We start from the raw sequence: 18496 nt of genomic DNA on the forward strand, positions 1-18496 counted from the left end.
GACTAAATTAGCAAACAAAGACTTACCAGCGGAAAAATCCGCAGGATTTTTCCAAGTAGGCGAGGACAAGCCGTTAATTATACACGGTGTTACCCACAGTTTTTATATTTTGTTTCCTTTTTCGTCTGTTACTATAATTGTCCTTTGTCCCATATTTGGCTCGACAAAAAGTCCCATTTCTCCAATCCGTTTTATTGTTGAGTTTGTTAATTTTGAGCATTCAACATACATATAATAATCATATCCGAAAGTTATTTTAAATTCAGATTCGAGTAAATTCATCCAAATAGTTTCTCTTAAAATCAAGCGAATCATTTTTTGAATCTGCGTTAAATTCAAAATAGTTCCGTTTTCCAAAATGTCAATTTCATTATTATAATCAACATCAATGTTCTTTAGTCGACCATTTTTTTTATAATTTTCATAATCATCGAACGAATCGTGTAATTCTAATGAGTCAATTTTTAGACTCGATATGTTTTTTTCGTCAAGAATAAGTTTAATAGATTCCGCATATGCCGTTTCTGTTTGTTCATATTCTTCATAGTCCACGTTTCTATATTTAGATTTCCCTATGTCGCTAATCGCAGTCCATTCGGAATTATCTAGAAAATGCCCTTCTTTATTTCTCTTTTTTGGGTCAAATTTTGTTATTCTGTAAGTCATTTTTTCAAATTGTGGGTAACAATAACGTTTAAAACGTCTGTAATACCCCCTTATTAGATTCTGTATTTAATAGGAATTCGACAGATAACATTAGTTATTTATTATGAATCGATTTTAATGACATATCGAAAATTTATCGTGAAATTTGAAGTGAAAACACCGTAAAATTTCAGGCTGTTTGAGCTAGACTAATGTATAAAATTAGCTGCAACATTCATAGCGAGTTTCTGAAATTTAGGTGTCGAACGAAAAATTTAGATAAAGATTCGTAAGCCTAGATTTTTTTGGTTCGTTTTTTCATCAATGGAAAAAATGAACAGTAATACTTTTTATTTAAGACAGGAATAGCTTCAAACGTTTATTTCTCTTGAGCTAAGCGCATAAATTCTTCAGCTTTTTCAACCATATTTTTACTTCCACAAATAAATGGCACACGCTCGTGTAATTCGGTAGGCACCACATCTAAAGTTCGTGTAAATCCATCACTAGCCTTACCTTTTGCTTGTTCTGCTAAAAAGGCAATAGGATTACATTCGTATAACAAACGAAGTTTTCCCTTTGGGTTTTTAGAACTTTGTGGATAAAGATAGATACCACCTTTAATCATATTTCTATGGAAATCGGAAACTAAAGATCCAATATATCTAGAGGTATAAGGGCGATCGTCTTCTTCTTGCTGACAATATTTTATGTAATTTTTAATGCCTTGCGGAAAGTGAATGTAATTCCCTTCGTTTACAGAATAGATATGACCATCTTCTGGAAACGTCATATCGGGGTGAGATAGGTAAAAAGAACCAATAGCTGGGTTTAATGTAAATCCGTTTACGCCAGCGCCCGTAGTATATACAATCATGGTAGACGTTCCATAAACCACGTAACCTGCAGCCACTTGTTCGCTTCCTTTTTGAAGGAAATCTTCAATTTGCACAGGGGTTCCTACTGGAGTTACCCTTCTGTAAATTGAAAAAATCGTTCCAACTGAAACGTTAACATCAATGTTTGACGACCCATCTAAAGGATCTATTAAAACAACATACTTATTTCCATTATTTTCATCTTGACTATTAATCGAGATAAAATCATCTTCCTCTTCACTAGCAATACCACAAACAATATTACGCTTGGTCATGGTTTGAATAAACTTTTCGTTAGCATAAACATCTAACTTTTGCTGATCTTCACCTTGTATATTCGTATCTCCTGCAGCACCAATAATATCAACCAATCCGGCCTTATTCACTTCGTGATTCACAACTTTGGCTGCTAATCGAATGGAATTTAGCAAACTGGACAACTCTCCTGAAGAGTATTTAAAAGCTGATTGATTTTCAATAATAAATTCTCCTAAGGTTTGTTTTTTATGCGACATATGTGAGGTTATTTGTTTGGACAAATATCTGTATTTTTTTAGTAACTACAACGATTTCGAAAAGGTTATACACCGAAAATATTCAACTTTAAACTATATTTGACCTTCAATTATATCCAGAATGAACTTTACGATAAGAGATGCCGAAAAAACCGATATGCCTCGCGTGCTCGATTTAATTAATGAACTAGCCATTTTTGAGGAAGAACCAGAAGCTGTAGAAGTTACCCTTAGCGACTTAGAAAACGATGGTTTTGGAGACCAACCTGCGTTTCATTGTTTTGTTGCTGAAGTGAACAACAAGGTTGAAGGTATCGCTTTAATTTATAACCGCTATTCCACTTGGAAAGGTAAAATTATTCATTTAGAAGACTTAATTGTTAGCAAAGCGATGCGTGGTCAAGGTTTAGGAACGGCTCTTTTAGATAAAGTTATAAAATACGGTCACCAATTAGGGGTAAAACGCATCAATTGGGAAGTATTGGATTGGAATCAAGGCGCTATTACTTTATATGAAAAAAAAGGTGCTAAAGTATTAAGAGACTGGAATGTGGTTCACCTCGATGAATCTGGTATAAATAACTATATAGCAAATTTGTAGTATGCGTATATTTAAATTTGGCGGCGCCTCGGTTAAAGATGCCCATGGTGTAAAAAATGTAGCTTCGGTTTTACAAAAAACAGGATACGAGCATACACTTATTGTTATTTCGGCTATGGGTAAAACCACCAATGCCTTAGAAATTGTTATCAAAAATTACTTTGAAAACAAAGAGGAATTACAAAGCTCAATTCAAGATATTAGAAAATATCACAATGCTATTTTACTGGATTTATTTGACAATGAAAACCACACCATTTTCCATAAAATAAACCAGTTTTTCGAAGAGCTAAACACCTTCTTTAAAATAAACAAATCGCCAGATTACAGTTATGTTTACGACCAAGTTATTGGGTATGGCGAATTGGTTTCTACGAGTATTGTAAGCGCCTATTTAAATAGCATAAACATTAAAAACACCTGGATTGATGTGCGTGAACACATTAAAACCGATAGTTATTTTAGACGCGCCAATGTAGATTGGGACAGTACGCAGCGTCTTATTAACCAGAATTACAATCCGAATACATTAACCATCACCCAAGGTTTCCTTGCTAGTGATTCGCATAATTTCACTACCACATTAGGACGTGAAGGCAGTGATTATACAGCTGCTATTTACGCCTATTGTTTAAATGCCGAAAGCGTTACCATTTGGAAAGATGTACCCGGCGTATTAAATGCCGATCCACGCTACTTTGAAAACGCCAAATTACTAAACAAAATATCATATCGTGAAGCTATAGAGCTGGCTTTTTATGGCGCTTCGGTGATTCACCCTAAAACCCTTCAGCCTTTACAGCGCAAAGAAATCCCTTTATTTGTAAAGTCCTTTTTAGATCCAGAAGCTCCTGGTACACAAATAGGAAAAAACGAAGATTTAGAACCTAAAATCCCGTGCTTTATCGTTAAAAAAGATCAAGCCCTTATCGCTTTATCGTCTTTAGATTTTTCATATATCGTAGAAGAGAATATCAGTGAGATTTTTAGTTTACTAGCCACTTATAAAATGAAAGTTAATGTGATTCAGAATTCTGCCATTAGCTTTTCCGTGTGCATTGACAACATTTATGACAATCTTGAAAAACTTTTACATCACTTAAAAGCAAAATTTAAAGTAACTTGCCATGAAAATGTTTCCCTATACACGATAAGACACTATAACGAGGCTTCCATTCATCAAATAGAAGCCAGTAAAACCGTGTTATTAAAACAATTAACCCAAGAAACAACCCAAGTAGTAACTAAATAAACAATTTAGTACTTTTACAGCTATGAGTAAACCGCAAGATTTAGGACTCGTTTCCGCTAAAGAAGTTGCAAAAGCCATCCAGTTAGATAAATATGGTTTTCTGGGTACTTTTACGGGGTGGATTTTAATGAAAGTCTTAAAAATATCTACGCTCAATAAAATTTATAAGCGTAATAAGCACCTGAGTGACTTACCTTTTCTAGATGGTATTTTAGACGACTTTCAAATTAAATTCGAGATTCCTGAAGAAGATTTAAAGCGTTTACCTAAAGATGGCGCATACATTACCATTTCTAACCATCCGCTTGGTGGTATTGACGGAATTTTATTGCTTAAACTGATGTTAGAACAGCGCAGTGACTTTAAAATTATAGCCAATTTTTTACTGCATCGCATCGAGCCAATGAAGCCTTTTATCATGCCTGTGAATCCTTTCGAAGACAGAAAAGATGTCAAGTCGAGCGTTACTGGTTTTAAAAATGCCATTTTACATATTAGATCGGGTCACCCTTTAGGTATTTTCCCTGCTGGGGAAGTTTCCACATACCGCGATGGTAAATTGGTTGTAGACCGACCTTGGGAAGAGACCGCCATGAAGCTTATTCAAAAAGCTAGTGTACCCGTAGTACCTATCTATTTTCATGCTAAAAATAGTCGTCTTTTTTATAAACTATCTAAAATTAGCGACACTTTTAGAACGGCCAAATTACCTTCGGAATTACTTACTCAGAAAAAACGCGTTATAAAGGTTAGAATAGGAAAACCTATTTCTGTCGACGACCAAAAGGAATATCCGTCCATACAAGATTTTAGCGATTTTTTAAGAAGAAAAACCTATATGCTTTCTAATTCCTTTGAAGAAGTTTCAAAGTTAACTAGCAACATCACTTCGAATTTCAAAACAGCCAAACCACCAAAAAAAATCGTAACACCGGTGGATCAACTCTTAATGTTAGAAGAGCTTAAAATAGTGAGGGAAGACGGCTCACGCCTTCTTGAAAGCAAGAACTATGAAGTGTTTCTAGCCGAACCGAAAAAAATACCTAACATCCTTAGGGAAATTGGGCGTCTTAGAGAAATTACTTTTAGAGAAATTGGCGAGGGTACCAATGAAGCTATTGATTTGGATCCCTTCGATAATTATTACCACCATATGTTCCTTTGGGACAACGACAAAGATGTTTTAGCTGGGGCTTACCGAATGGGGCTTGGTTCTCAAATTTTTAAAGCCTATGGTATCGATGGTTTTTATTTGCAAGACCTTTTTAGATTTGAACCCGAACTGTATAAAATGATGAGTGAATCTATTGAAATGGGTCGCGCTTTCATCATTAAAGAATACCAACAAAAACCCATGCCTTTATTCTTACTATGGAAAGGCATCGTACATACCACATTACGTTTTCCAGAACACAATTACCTTATTGGTGGCGTGAGTATTAGTAATCAGTTTTCAAATTTTTCAAAATCATTGATGATTGAATTTATGAAATCGCATTACTACGACCCTTATATCGCCCAATATGTTCGTCCGAAAAAAGAATTCAAGGTAAAACTTAAGGACGCCGACAAAGATTTTGTTTTCGATGAAACAGAAGCCGATTTAAATAAATTTGACCGTTTTATTGATGAAATTGAACCAGGCGCCTTACGCCTTCCTGTATTACTTAAAAAATACATCAAACAAAATGCACGTTTAGTGGCCTTTAATGTCGATCCTTTATTTAATAATTCAGTGGATGGCTTGATGTATATCAAAATCGCCGATTTACCTGAAAGCACGGTACGTCCTGTTATGGAAGAATTTCAAGCTGAGTTAGAAAACAAGCTTCAAAACGGACAAAAAGACGAGGAGGAAGAGAATTGATTCTTGAATATTGACTATTGACTCTTGACCAAAAAACTATATATGTTTAAACCCAAGCTCCCCGTTTAAACCTATTTAATATCTACTATTTTATACAACCAATTAACCAACTAAATATGAATTTAAAATTTTTAGCTCTTTTCACACTTTTTATTACAGCAGTTGGCTGTTCATCCGACGATGGAAATAATCATTCAAATGGCGAAACCGACATGACACTTGTTACAGGTCTTAATTTGAGAAGTTCAGAAATTTCACCGCCATATCAAGTAGGTAATCCGAATGCTTTAATAGCTGATCAACTTATCGTATACCCTAATCCAACTTTAGGTATATTGAACATAAAAGCCAATTCTGGCATATCAGACGTATGGATTATTCCTTCACAAGCCAATAAAATATACCAACAAACGGACTTTTCTACGATATTGAATTCAAACCTATATGATGAATCAAAAATTGCATCACATGCTGAATTAGAAATTACTGACATGACTGCCTCCAGGGTAATTTTCGATTTAAAGGAGATAAAGTTTGGCTATTATAAAGTTTTTGTAAAAATCGACGGAAAAATATACTGGGAAAACATTTATTTTCAAGACAATAATACAGACATAGAGGATTTAATAAATTACTGGGAATAATAAATGGGGACCAAACCCTAAGGAAAGCCACGATAGTATTAAAGATATTGGGGTTTAATTATCAGTTAAAAGAAAACTAATAAAAGGATTTTCTACTATTGCCTACCGATTTTGTTTTTTATTATTGATTGACAACAATATAGCATATTGCCTAAAACGTAAAGCATTTAGCTCATAGCCTATAGCAAACAGCTTATTACCTCCAACCTAAAACCAAGGTTTCTTCCCTACTTGATAGGTGTTATAAAAATCGGCATCAGATTTTGTTAAGTAAATGATGCCTTCCACAACACCAATAGCCGTAGGCACCCAAACAAATAGAGCTCCTATTCCGAAACAAGATAATAACACGCCTAAAATTGTTACTCCTAAAAGCGTGGCGCCCTCTTTGGTATATCCCAAAATAAATTTATGAAGTCCGAAGGACCCAAATAACAAGGCTAAGATTCCAGCTAACACTTTCTGATTATCGTTTGACCCAAAGGTTTGTTTAGCATTTTCAGCAAATTCGGTAGCGGTTTCTTTGGCTTCTTCAGCAAAACCCTTTGCCTTTTCCTTTGCCGATTCAAAAGAATCATTAAAATGCTGATTTTTATTATTTTCTTCAGTCATAGTATAATTGAATTTCTAAAACAGCTCCAAATTACACAAAAAGAGCATTTAAAAAAGTCAAAATATTAAAATTATAGTTGCATAACCCCATCTACAGCAATGCATTCTTTAGCCAACTATTATACTTTTCCGCGAAAGCGAAACATCAATTTCTTTTTATAGCGTTCTCATAAAGTGCTATCCACTCCGACACACTCAACTTCGTAGTGAGTTCCCCTATAAGTTCATATGGGATAGCCTCTACTTTTTTAAACCGAATGCAGCTTTTCCCCATATCCAACTTGTATTTACTATGTTTTGGATATTCGGCAACAAACCAATCGTACAATTCTGGAATGGCATAAATGCCACTATGGTAAAGATTTATCGAATTCTTTTGAGAAGCAAAACTCATAAACGGTAAAGGTTCTTCAGGCTTGCAGTGGTAGCCATCTGGATATAAGCTGTGTGGCACGTAATACCCAATCATACCATATTGAATACCTTCTTCAAAACCTTGAGGTAAATGTTCTAAAATAGTTGCTCTTAACTTTTTAATGGGTACTACCCGATCTTCTGGCAACTGACTGATATAATCTTCTGGAGAGGTTGCTTTGTACTGCACGTTATTTTGTTTTTCCTAAAGTTAACAAAATTTCGCTTTAATCTTATCTACTATAGTTTGAGCTAGTTTCTCCTTGCTTTCCACAGTCCAACCTGCTACATGAGGTGTAAGCAACACATTTTCAGCTTCAATTAAATATTTAAAAGCTTCAGGGAGTTCGGTAGAAAATAAGGTTTCAAAAGAGGCTTTTTCGTATTCTAAAACATCCAATCCGGCACCTAATATTTTCTCTGATTGCAAAGCTGCAACCAAATCTTGAGTCACCACACTTTTTCCGCGTGCGGTGTTAATTAACCAAAAGGGCTTTTTCACTTGATTAATAAAGCTACTATCAATCATGTTTAACGTTAGTGGCGTTTGTGGGGTGTGCAAACTCACTACATCGACTTTATCTTGAAATTCAGCGAGTGAAACCTGCTTTGCATTATCATCACCAACTCCGTTCTTTATATCGTAACAAAGCACCTCAACATCAAAACCACGTAATTTCTTGGCAAAGGCTTTGCCCATGTTTCCGTAACCAATAAGTCCCACGGTTCTTCCGTCCAATTCAATCCCGCGATTGGCCTCGCGCAACCACTTACCAGCTCTCACTTCGGCGTCAGCCTTATTCAATTTATTAAATAATGACAGTAGCATCCCAAGTGCATGCTCGCCAACTGCATTTCTGTTGCCTTCGGGTGCCGATACTAAAAACACGCCTTTGGATTCGGCATAATCGCAATCAATATTTTCCAAACCAGCACCAACACGCCCTATAAACTTTAAATGGCTTGCGGCATCTAAAAACGTTTTATCAATCGTGAAACGGCTTCTTAATACAATACCATCGTACTCATGTATTTTAGCTTCAATTTCGGATTTTGAAGCCGTATAATCTTCATGATTTTCAAAACCTAAAGCGTTTAATTGATCAATTAATAACTCGTGATTGGTATCTAAATGGAGGACTTTCATAAATCTGGATTTCGATTTCAAATTTACGAAGTTTTAGCATACCGAAGCTTCTCCGAATCTTGAAAAAGGAAACACGAGTAACAAGCACGTAAACCATTCAAGATTTAAATAGCACAGAGTCCGATTATAGATTCTCTTCGAACTCCATATTAAGCCAACACATCCGCAAACCCTTAATTATGCAACATTTACAACCCAAATGCAACATAATTTACAATGGATGCTTGTTTAATTTCAGTAGCTAATTTTGTTAAATTTTATCTTTATCTTTAAATACAAATCCAACGAACCACTTTACTAATGAAAAAAACCATATGTTTATCCCTACTTTTATTGTGGGTTTTTTACTCCTACGCTCAGAAGAAGAACCAGCAGCAGCAATATGATTTTGTAAGTATCAAAGAAGGAATTCCCAAAGTTGGAATTCCCGATATCGTTCAAGACCACAAAGGCTTCATTTGGATTGCCACTAATGCCACAGGATTGTTCAAATTTGATGGCATTAATTACACTTCCTACAAACATGTTTTAAACGACTCCACATCTTTAAGCAGTAGCCGCGTAGATTGCACCTTTATTGATAGCAAACAAAGACTTTGGGTTGGCACCGAAAACGGTTTAGACTTATACCATAGTGCCACAGATCAATTTCAACGCTTTATACTAGATCCTAACAATCCTAATAGTGATAAAATTACAACCATAACCGAAGACGCCTCCAATCATCTATACGTGGGCACCTATGGTAATGGTATTTACAAACTGAACATCGACACCTTTAAAGTTGAAAAAGTGGCAAATTCGACTTTTCAAGATGAATCGCATCGCATCAACACCAACTGTATTGAACATGTGGGCAACAACAAATTATACGTAGCCACAAATTATGGTTTAAAGGAAATTGATGTTTCCGAAAACAAACTGGTGCATACCAATTTTTATACTAAGGACAAAAGCAGTTTTGAAACTGATATCTCGACCCTTATGGTCGACCGAAATAACCATTTATGGATTGGTACCCAAGCCAACCAAGGGGTTTATAAGTGTACTTTGAATAAAAATCAGAACTATAGCATTATTGCTGTTAAACAAATTTCATTAACTACTAAAAAAATCATCACCCTAGCTCAATTACCCGATGACACCATGATGGTTGGCACCGAAAACGATGGGCTTTTTCATTTAGATCACAACGATGCTATTGTTAAAAATTACATCTATAGCAAGGAAGACGAAAACAGCTTATTACACAATTCCATTTGGAAATTATACGTAGATAATGATGGTCGCATTTGGATGGGCTATTTTAATAGCGGTGTTGCCATTAGTGATGCTTTATATGACAAATTTGAGGACATTAAAAGTTCTCCAAACAAAGACAATTCACTAAAAATCACCTCCATAATGGCCCTTATAAAAGATGAAGACGAAAATCTTTGGATGGCTACCGACGGTGGAGGTATCGATGTTTTAAACACAAAATCCTATAAAATTACACATATAAACAGCGAAGATCAGAGTGTGTATTCTGGATTAGCCTCTAACCATATCATGTCTTTATTTAAAGATTCCAACGGAAACATTTGGGCCGGAAGTTGGGATCATGGTTTATTCTTTTTAAAGAAAGGTAGTAGAAAATTTATTTGCTATTCAACAGAAAATGCCAAAGGATTACAATCCAATACCATTAGAAGTATTACTGAAGACGCTGAAGGTATCATTTGGATAGGCACTTCCTTCCAGGGACTCCATGCTTTTAATCCGAAAACACAAAACTTTAAGCATTTCAATTCTGAAGCTTTTGTGAAGCATCGACTAAACACCACCGACGTTTCCAAAGTACTTGTAGACACCAACGATGATTTATGGCTTGGCTCTGTAGACGGACTTTTTAAAATTGAGAAAGACGGCATGCGCATCAAGAAAATTCTTCCTTTTTCAGATAAAATAAACAAAACGTTTAATAGCACATCGAACACCAATTACATCCTAAGTATTTACGAAGATTCTAAAGCTAATATTTGGGTGGGAACGCGAGGAACAGGTCTTTATCAATACAATACATCCAATAAACAATTAGAATGGTTTAACAGATCAAATGGTTTAGATGAAGACAACGTTGCTGCCATTATTGAAGATGCCGACAACAACATTTGGGTTAGCGGTAATTCCGGATTAACAAAAATAGAATTGGATCCTTTAGGGTATACCAATTACACCATTAACGATGGCTTGCTTTCTAACGATTTTAATTCTGGAGCTGTTTTAAAAGACTGCCAAGATATGCTCTACTTTGGAAATTTAAAAGGACTGGATTATTTTCACCCTAGCAACCTAAAAACCAATGCTAAGGTTCCTATTTTACATTTAACCGATTTAAAATTATTTAATGAAAAGGTGACGCCCAACCAAGATGACTCGCCTTTAAACAAATCCATTTCTGAAACCAGTAGCATTACACTTAACAGTGCGCAATCGGTTTTCACCATAGAATATACCGGCATAAACTTTACCAGACCCGAAAAAAACAGTTATGCCTATTATTTAGAGGGCTATGAAAATTCTTGGAATTATGTAGGACAAAAACGCAGTGCCACCTATACCAACCTCGATCAGGGCAACTATACTTTTAAATTAAAAGCATCAAACAATGATGGGGTTTGGACCGAAACTCCTTTAGAATTAAGCATCGAAATTCTACCGCCATGGTGGAAATCTAACTGGGCCATTACCCTATACGTACTCTTATTTTTAATTAGCTTCTACTACCTCAACTACCTTACTCAAAGCAGAATAAAGGAAAAAGAACTTATTAGAAATGAACGCATGCAGCGTTTACAACAAGAGGAACTGAATCAGAAAAAAATTCAGTTTTTCACCAATATTTCACATGAGTTTCGCACACCACTAACTTTAATCATGAATCCTCTAAAAGATCTCATTCATGATACGCAGTTAATCTTACCACATCATGTAAAAAACAAACACGCCATTATTAATAAAAATGCAGATCGCTTATACCGTCTCATTAATGAGCTCATGGATTTTAGAAAACTGGAAATGCATAAGCTTCATGTTAAAGCCAGAGAAATAAATCTTCTTGATTTCACAAAAAACATCGTGAGCTATTTTAAAGAAGAAGCTATTAATAAAAACATCTTATTAAGCGTCGATTCCGACAACCCCCATGTAACTGTTTGGGCCGATATTAAAATGTTGGAAAAAATCATTTTCAACCTGCTATCTAACGCCATTAAAATTACGCCTGAAGGTGGCGCTATAAACATCGATTTATTAGCTACTGAACAGTTATATCATTTGCCTTTGGCTAATAAGGATGAAAATGTGCAAGCCGTAGAAATTATTATTTCAGATACGGGCCCTGGACTAAACCCTGAAGAAGCCGAGAAAATATTTGAACGTTTTTATCAAGTAGAAAACCAAAGTAAAACCTATTTTGGAGGCACAGGCATTGGTCTGGAAGTCGTACAAAGCTTTGTGCAGTTACATAAGGGCCACATTGAAGTAAGTAGCAAAGTTGGTGAAGGCACCACTTTTAAAATACTACTACCCACAGGCTATAGTCACTTTGAGGAAAACCAAATTATTTTTGATGATGCTTCTGAATTTCTTAAAGATGATGATTTCTCCTATGTCCCAACAGTAACATTGGAAGAGGAAGAAGAACACTTAGAAGGTACTGCTCAAAAACAACACACCATATTAGTCGTTGAAGATAACCAAGAACTTCGAGCTTATTTAAAGCTTGAGTTAGGCAAGCAATATAAAGTGCTCATTGCAAACAATGGTGCCGAGGGACTAAAAATTGCCAAGGAAACGTTTCCGGACGTGGTGCTTACCGATGTGGTTATGCCTGAAATGGACGGCATGGAATTTTGCCAACATTTAAAAAAGGATTTAAGTACCAGTCACATTCCCGTATTAATGCTTACCGCCAAGGCCAAGGTAGAAGATCGTATTCAAGGTATTGAAACAGGAGCAGATGCCTACTTGGTAAAACCCTTCAACATACGATTACTTAAACTGAGATTGGCTCAGCTTATCACGAGCAGACAACTCATTTTTAATAAATACTTTAGCGTAATTAGCGAAGTCCCACAAGACGTAAACAGCACACCTTTAGATAAAGAGTTTATTGAAAACGTGCTAAATCACATTAACAAAAACATTAGCGATCCGAACTTAAATGTAGAATCCTTGGCCTCCCAACTCAACTTAAGCAGAAGTCAGTTTTATCGTAAAATTAAAGCCCTTACTAATCAAACGGCTAGTGAGTTTTTAAGAAATATTAGACTGCAAAAAGCGAAGCAAATTTTAGAAATGGGCGAAACTAATATTAGCAAAGTTTGTTACGCTACTGGGTTTTCATCGCACTCCTATTTCACCAAATGTTTTAAAAACCACTTTGGCTTTTTACCTACCGAAGTAAAGACCAAAACAGCTTCATGAAAGCATTTAAGCCATTAAACACTCCTTAACACACTGTTAGTAAAATTGTTGCACCATCTAATTCAAATGTCGCAAACCCCGGTCACGAAAGGCTTTTGCTACAAAATTTCTAACACATGCTTTAAAGGTTACATATTTCATTTAATAATTTTTTAACATTTGGGATATGTTTAAAACAAATAGATACAAAAAAATCGGAGAAGTCATTTTAATACTATGCATTATAGCATTGCTTCTTTTCATTATTGTATATGTGTTTTAAAACAAGGATAGTAATAACTTAAAAACTAGCTAAACTTTATGAAAAACAGATTACTCAAAAAATTGATACTTCCCGCCTTTTTATTACTTGGCAGTATCATTTATGCACAATCAGTTTCGGGAACTGTTTCCGACAAAACAGGACTTCCTATACCAGGAGTGAATGTTGTAGTTGAAGGAACATCCATTGGAACTGTAACAGATTTTGACGGAAATTATGAATTAAACACCAGTTCAGGAAGCACCCTTGTATTCTCCTTTGTGGGTTATGAATCACAAAAAATAAAATATACGGGGCAAAGCTCATTAAACGTCACTTTAGCTGAGGACACTTCGGTTCTGGATGAAGTTGTTGTTGTAGGTTACGGTACTAAGAAAAAGAGCTTGGTTACGGGTGCTATTTCTAGTATAGACAATGAACGCATTGGTTCCTCTTCTGACCAAAGAGTGGAGCAAGTCATTCAAGGTCGAACTTCTGGGGTTACTGTATCATCATCTTCAGGAGCACCTGGTGCTGGGGCGAAAATTAGAATTCGTGGAGCTGGTTCCAGTGGTAATTCCGAACCCCTTTACATCGTAGATGGTATGAAAACCTCATCAATAGAAGATATTGCTCCTTCAGATATTGAAAACATTGAAATTTTAAAAGATGCCGCTTCGTCATCCATTTATGGTACCGAAGGTGCTAACGGGGTGATCATTATAAATACTAAAAGTGGTCGTGCTGGCGATTTAAGATTTTCATTTAACAGTCAAACAGGTGTACAGTTTGTAAATACGAGCATGGAGTTAATGGATGCTTCGCGGTTTGAAACCTATATGAACGAAGCCGGAATTGGAACAGTAACCGATAATGGCTACAACACCAATTGGGTGGACGAAATCTTTTCAACAGCCATGCTACAACGCTACGATTTTAATGTATCTGGTGGTAGTGAGAAATTCATGTACTATGCTTCGGCTTCTCACTTAGATCAAGATGGTGTCGTTGGAAGATCAAACTCGAACTTTACAAGAACCACCTTTCGTACCAATTTAAAAAGTAAATTAGGTAAGGTTGTTGAAATCGGACTTAACGCCACTTATTCCCTATCCGATAGAAATGGGATTCAAGAAAACAGCGATACTAGAGGTGTTATTCAAAACATGTTAATCATTGATCCTTTAACTCCTGTTACCTATCCCAACGGACAAGTACCACAGTCGGTTATCGATAATGCTAATAACAATGGTGTACCTTTATTAACCAATGGCGCCGGTAACGTTTACGGCTACCCTGCTTTTTCAACAGGTGAAGTTATAAACCCAGTTGCCTATGCTAATGAAATTGATAAAACCAATTATGACGGCAACCAATTTTTGGCTTCTATCTACTTAAAATTAAATTTAGCTAAAGGCCTATCGGTAACCTCAAGATTTGGTCTCGACCAAGAAGACACCAAAACCACAACCCGTATTATTCCATATTATGTGTCTTCAGAAGCCGCAAACACCACGTATACAGGTTCCCATGAAGAAGTAGAAAGCACGAGATGGTTATGGGAAAACTTCCTAACCTATGAAAAATCTTTGGGATCACATAACATGAAATTACTGGCAGGATATTCCGCCGAAGACCAAGAGGTTAACACTCCATTAAAAAACAGTGGCTCGGTAGCTATTGCAGATTTTACAGGATGGGATTTTAGCTTACCCGGTTTTAATACGCAGCAAGACATTGTAGATCCATATTATGATAACATGGTGTCTTTTTACAGTAGATTCTCTTACGATTATGCCGATAAATACCTATTTGAAGCTTCAGTAAGATCAGATAAGTCTGATAAATTCCCAACAGATAACAAAACAGGTGTTTTTCCTTCATTCTCTGCAGGTTGGATCATTTCAAATGAAAACTTCTGGAACACACAAGCTGGTTTCAACTATCTTAAATTTAGAGCAAGTTGGGGTCAAAATGGTAGCCGAACGAACTTAAAAGGTAATTCTGATAAAACTTATATTACCAACATCGTTAACGAACTTCCTATTATTTATGAAGGCAACGAGGGTGCAGAAATCACCGGTTATGCCAACCCGAATTTAGTATGGGAAACCTCCGAACAATTTGATGTTGGTATCGACCTAAGAGCTCTAAGCAATAGGCTTTCTTTCACGGCCGATTACTACAAAAAAACCACTAGAGATGCGATTGTAGAAGATGGCTCGTTAATTACACCAGGATCTGCAGGCTTTCTATCCAATGAATTTAATGCAGGAACTATTGAAAACTCTGGTTTTGAATTTGAGCTCGGTTTTAGCGACACCACCACTAGCGGATTTAGCTATAGCATAAGCGCAAACCTTTCAACCCTTAAAAATGAAGTTACAGAAATTTTATTCGTTCCAGAAGGCGCGTCCCTAGTAGGAGCAGGAGCACCTCAAAATGCCGATGGTATTACGCGATTTACCGAAGGCTTGCCATCGTGGTATTTCTATGGGTTTGAAACAGACGGTATCGATTCGGCTACTGGTGAGGTTATTAAAGTTGACAAAAATAATGATGGTTCCATCACCGATTCCGATAAGACCTTCATTGGTTCGCCGCATCCAGACTTACTTTATGGTGGAAACATCCACTTAGCTTACAAGGCTTTTGATTTTAATTTACAATTTCAAGGTACTGCAGGTAACGATATCGTAGCGGTATACCACCAACCATCTCGACCAATCACCAATAAACCGATTCATTTTTATGAAAACAGATGGCAACAACCTGGTGATAACGCTAGTTTTCCTGGAGCTGCCAATGTAATTGACTCTTATGATACCGATTTAGTGGTAGAAGACGGTTCGTATATGCGAATCAGACAAATTCAACTAGGTTACAACATGCCAGAGGCCTTTTTAAGTCAGTTGAAAATTAAAAACCTACGACTTTATCTCTCGTTAGACGATTATTTCACCTTTACAAAATACAGTGGTTTAGATCCAGAAATTGGAAACTTTAATTACGATTCGATAGGTGTCGATAGAGGTTTTTATCCAACAGCTGCTAAACTTCTGTTCGGATTATCGCTAAACTTTTAATACTAAAAAATTAACTTTTTATGAAAAAAACAATTATAACTCTTATAGCAATAATCTGTATTGGTATGGTGTCATGTAGCGATGATTTTACCACCAATCCGAGATTAAATGTAGAAGACCTAGACACCTATTTTCTTGAAGAAGAAAATGTAGAAACGGCTATAATAGGTATTTACGATTTAATGCAACACAACTACAGTAAAGACTGGAGTAGCGCATTTTTAGTAAAATTACTCCCTAGTGACGCCTCCAATGCTGCAGGAAGTAACTCTGGAGATCAACAACAATTACAAGATATTGACGACTATACCGATGTATCATCTTCTAACGCTTCCATTACTAGTATTTGGGATTTGTATTATCGCACCATTGCCCTGTCTAATCTGGTTATCGAAAACATTAAAGACAGTAGCCTAAGTAATAAAGACACCGCTCTAGCGGAAGCAAAATTCATGAGAGCATGGTGTTATTTTGAATTGACTACCATGTTTGGTGATGTGCCTTTACGGTTAACCATTCCTTCGGAAACAGATGAGTTTGGCATTCCAAAATCAACACGTCAAGAAATATACACACAAATTGAATCCGATTTAAACGATGCTATAGCTTCACTACCAGATAAATCGGCTACCGAAGATTTTAGAGTATCAAAAGGTACAGCACAAGCCTTAATGGGTAAGGTGTTAGTTTTTCAAGAAAAATATGCCGAGGCTATTCCCTTTTTCAGCAGTGTCATTTCTAATCCGTCACACGACTTAGAACCAAATCCAGAGGATGTTTGGAACATTAACCACGAATTTGGTATTGAGTCTTTATTTGAATTAGGCTTTATATCAACCTCACAAAGAGACTGGGGTAATTTTAACTGGGGAGGAAGAAACGAAAGTAATATTCACATCCAGTTAATGGGACCTCGTGGTGATGGTATTTTTGATCTTACTGGTACCGACTTAATTAATGGTTGGGGTTTTAACTTACCAACAGCAAAACTAGCCAATGCTTTCGAAAATGCTGGAGACACTAAAAGAAAAGCAGCTTCTCTAATGACTGAAGCCGAACTCATTGCTGCTGGTGGCGCTGTAGATCCTAGTGCCGCAACTGGAGGTGCTATTTGGGATTATGAAGGTTCTATTAGAATAAAATACGCCACTAAAGCCGAAGATACGAGTCCAGATGGTGTTAGAGAATTAAACTATAGCACCAATTATAGATTATTGCGCTACGCGGAAGTCTTATTACTAGCAGCAGAGGCCTATCAAAAACTAGGGCAAGATGATGCGGCTAGAACAGAATTAAATAAAGTAAGAAATAGAGCTGATATAGGTGATATCGACCCTTCGATTTCAGGCGAGGCTCTGTTTGATGCCATTGTTAATGAAAAGTTCTTAGAACTCGCTTTTGAAGGCCAACGTTTTTGGGATTTAGTTCGTTGGGATTTAGCTTCAACAGAATTAGCAGGCACAGGATATTCGTCTAAAAATGACTTATTTCCCATTCCGATTACTGAAATAGATAAAAATTCGGAATTAGATGAAAGTGACCAAAACCCTGGTTACTAAGAAAAAACATAATTAATTGGTTTAGTTTGTTTGTTTCATAAGGCAGCTGGAATACTTTTCTTGCTGCCTTATTTTTTTACCCATCACTTTATTACGAGTAGCAACCTCCATTCAGTGAAGTCAAAAGAAGATAGATGAACTTGTATAATACGAACATGACGTTTCAGCCATTCTATAGTTACATTATCCTCCTCCTGTTTCTTTTTTATTTCGATAACAACCCTACAAAAAAAAGAGCCCCATTTCACTTAAAACAAGTTGATTATTCAGCTAAAATAACCCCCTTTTACCTCTATTTAAGCCTCTGAAAGGATTTTACAATACCTATCAAACTACCATAAAAGAATAAAATATCAATACCATTACACTGAGTCTTAATACTATCTTCCAACTTATGTTTTCCTTGATCAAAATTAAAGGACAAAACGAATCATAAATCCTATTGATTCGTAGAAAATCATAGCTTTTTTCCTCAAACTAAAAGGCATAAAAAAATTAAGGCAGGTTTAACCCCACCTTAATTACCATAAACTAAAACAACAAAAAAATAAATTCTTGTATGAAT

At 36.0% G+C, this 18496-nt stretch carries 12 protein-coding genes; 7 read left to right on the forward strand and 5 right to left on the reverse strand.

Annotation, left to right across the window (positions count from 1 at the left end; genetic code table 11):
• Positions 1 to 102: 102 nt before the first annotated feature.
• Both A6I66_RS01655 and fbp read right to left on the reverse strand, forming a co-directional pair.
• Complete coding sequence (locus tag A6I66_RS01655) at positions 103 to 666, reverse strand: hypothetical protein (protein ID WP_067144985.1); 564 nt, start codon at positions 664 to 666, stop codon at positions 103 to 105.
• A 358-nt stretch (positions 667 to 1024) separates the two neighbouring features.
• Positions 1025 to 2038: a class 1 fructose-bisphosphatase gene (gene fbp, locus A6I66_RS01660; protein ID WP_067144986.1), complete on the reverse strand. Its 1014-nt coding sequence runs from the start codon at positions 2036 to 2038 to the stop codon at positions 1025 to 1027.
• 121 nt (positions 2039 to 2159) lie between these two features.
• Between fbp and A6I66_RS01665 the strand changes: the two genes are divergently transcribed.
• The 4 genes from A6I66_RS01665 to A6I66_RS01680 all read left to right on the forward strand — a co-directional run bounded on the left by A6I66_RS01665 (position 2160) and on the right by A6I66_RS01680 (position 6402).
• Positions 2160 to 2639 (forward strand): GNAT family N-acetyltransferase, encoded by a 480-nt coding sequence (locus A6I66_RS01665; RefSeq protein WP_067144987.1) that lies wholly within the window; start codon positions 2160 to 2162, stop codon positions 2637 to 2639.
• Between the two features lies 1 nt (position 2640).
• Positions 2641 to 3891, forward strand: a complete 1251-nt coding sequence (locus A6I66_RS01670) for an aspartate kinase (protein WP_067144988.1) — start codon at positions 2641 to 2643, stop codon at positions 3889 to 3891.
• Positions 3892 to 3913: 22 nt separating this feature from the next.
• Positions 3914 to 5758, forward strand: coding sequence for a GNAT family N-acyltransferase (locus A6I66_RS01675; protein WP_067144989.1), 1845 nt, complete (start codon positions 3914 to 3916; stop codon positions 5756 to 5758).
• 116 nt (positions 5759 to 5874) lie between these two features.
• Complete coding sequence (locus A6I66_RS01680) at positions 5875 to 6402, forward strand: hypothetical protein (RefSeq protein WP_067144990.1); 528 nt, start codon at positions 5875 to 5877, stop codon at positions 6400 to 6402.
• A gap of 207 nt (positions 6403 to 6609) precedes the next feature.
• On the opposite strand, the gene A6I66_RS01685 is transcribed toward A6I66_RS01680, so the two are convergent.
• The 3 genes from A6I66_RS01685 to A6I66_RS01695 all read right to left on the reverse strand — a co-directional run bounded on the left by A6I66_RS01685 (position 6610) and on the right by A6I66_RS01695 (position 8575).
• Entirely contained in the window at positions 6610 to 7014 is a 405-nt protein-coding gene (locus A6I66_RS01685) for a TM2 domain-containing protein (RefSeq protein WP_067144991.1), read from the reverse strand.
• Between the two features lie 145 nt (positions 7015 to 7159).
• Positions 7160 to 7618, reverse strand: a complete 459-nt coding sequence (locus A6I66_RS01690; RefSeq protein WP_067144992.1) for a DUF1801 domain-containing protein — start codon at positions 7616 to 7618, stop codon at positions 7160 to 7162.
• A gap of 21 nt (positions 7619 to 7639) precedes the next feature.
• Positions 7640 to 8575 carry a 2-hydroxyacid dehydrogenase gene (locus A6I66_RS01695; RefSeq protein ID WP_067144993.1) on the reverse strand — a complete coding sequence of 312 codons (936 nt, stop codon included), beginning with the start codon at positions 8573 to 8575 and terminating at the stop codon, positions 7640 to 7642.
• Positions 8576 to 8875: 300 nt separating this feature from the next.
• On the opposite strand from A6I66_RS01695, the gene A6I66_RS01700 reads away from it, so the two are divergent.
• From A6I66_RS01700 to A6I66_RS01710, 3 genes are all read left to right on the forward strand, one after another.
• Positions 8876 to 13045, forward strand: a complete 4170-nt coding sequence (locus A6I66_RS01700; RefSeq protein ID WP_067144994.1) for a hybrid sensor histidine kinase/response regulator transcription factor — start codon at positions 8876 to 8878, stop codon at positions 13043 to 13045.
• 300 nt (positions 13046 to 13345) lie between these two features.
• The gene (locus A6I66_RS01705) at positions 13346 to 16372 is read left to right on the forward strand and encodes a SusC/RagA family TonB-linked outer membrane protein (protein WP_067144995.1); all 3027 of its coding nucleotides are present in this window, start codon (positions 13346 to 13348) and stop codon (positions 16370 to 16372) included.
• A gap of 20 nt (positions 16373 to 16392) precedes the next feature.
• Entirely contained in the window at positions 16393 to 17931 is a 1539-nt protein-coding gene (locus tag A6I66_RS01710; RefSeq protein WP_067144996.1) for a RagB/SusD family nutrient uptake outer membrane protein, read from the forward strand.
• Positions 17932 to 18496: the final 565 nt, after the last annotated feature.

The organism is Pseudotamlana agarivorans (assembly GCF_001642835.1).
Taxonomy (GTDB): Bacteria; Bacteroidota; Bacteroidia; order Flavobacteriales; family Flavobacteriaceae; genus Pseudotamlana; species Pseudotamlana agarivorans.

Excerpts from the sequence above, each read along its gene's own strand:
- A6I66_RS01655 (WP_067144985.1), bottom strand. The coding sequence starts at position 666 with ATGACTTACAGAATAACAAAATTTGACCCAAAAAAGAGAAATAAAGAA.
- fbp (WP_067144986.1), bottom strand. The coding sequence starts at position 2,038 with ATGTCGCATAAAAAACAAACCTTAGGAGAATTTATTATTGAAAATCAA.
- A6I66_RS01665 (WP_067144987.1), top strand. The coding sequence starts at position 2,160 with ATGAACTTTACGATAAGAGATGCCGAAAAAACCGATATGCCTCGCGTG.
- A6I66_RS01670 (WP_067144988.1), top strand. The coding sequence starts at position 2,641 with ATGCGTATATTTAAATTTGGCGGCGCCTCGGTTAAAGATGCCCATGGT.
- A6I66_RS01675 (WP_067144989.1), top strand. The coding sequence starts at position 3,914 with ATGAGTAAACCGCAAGATTTAGGACTCGTTTCCGCTAAAGAAGTTGCA.
- A6I66_RS01680 (WP_067144990.1), top strand. The coding sequence starts at position 5,875 with ATGAATTTAAAATTTTTAGCTCTTTTCACACTTTTTATTACAGCAGTT.
- A6I66_RS01685 (WP_067144991.1), bottom strand. The coding sequence starts at position 7,014 with ATGACTGAAGAAAATAATAAAAATCAGCATTTTAATGATTCTTTTGAA.
- A6I66_RS01695 (WP_067144993.1), bottom strand. The coding sequence starts at position 8,575 with ATGAAAGTCCTCCATTTAGATACCAATCACGAGTTATTAATTGATCAA.
- A6I66_RS01700 (WP_067144994.1), top strand. The coding sequence starts at position 8,876 with ATGAAAAAAACCATATGTTTATCCCTACTTTTATTGTGGGTTTTTTAC.
- A6I66_RS01705 (WP_067144995.1), top strand. The coding sequence starts at position 13,346 with ATGAAAAACAGATTACTCAAAAAATTGATACTTCCCGCCTTTTTATTA.
- A6I66_RS01710 (WP_067144996.1), top strand. The coding sequence starts at position 16,393 with ATGAAAAAAACAATTATAACTCTTATAGCAATAATCTGTATTGGTATG.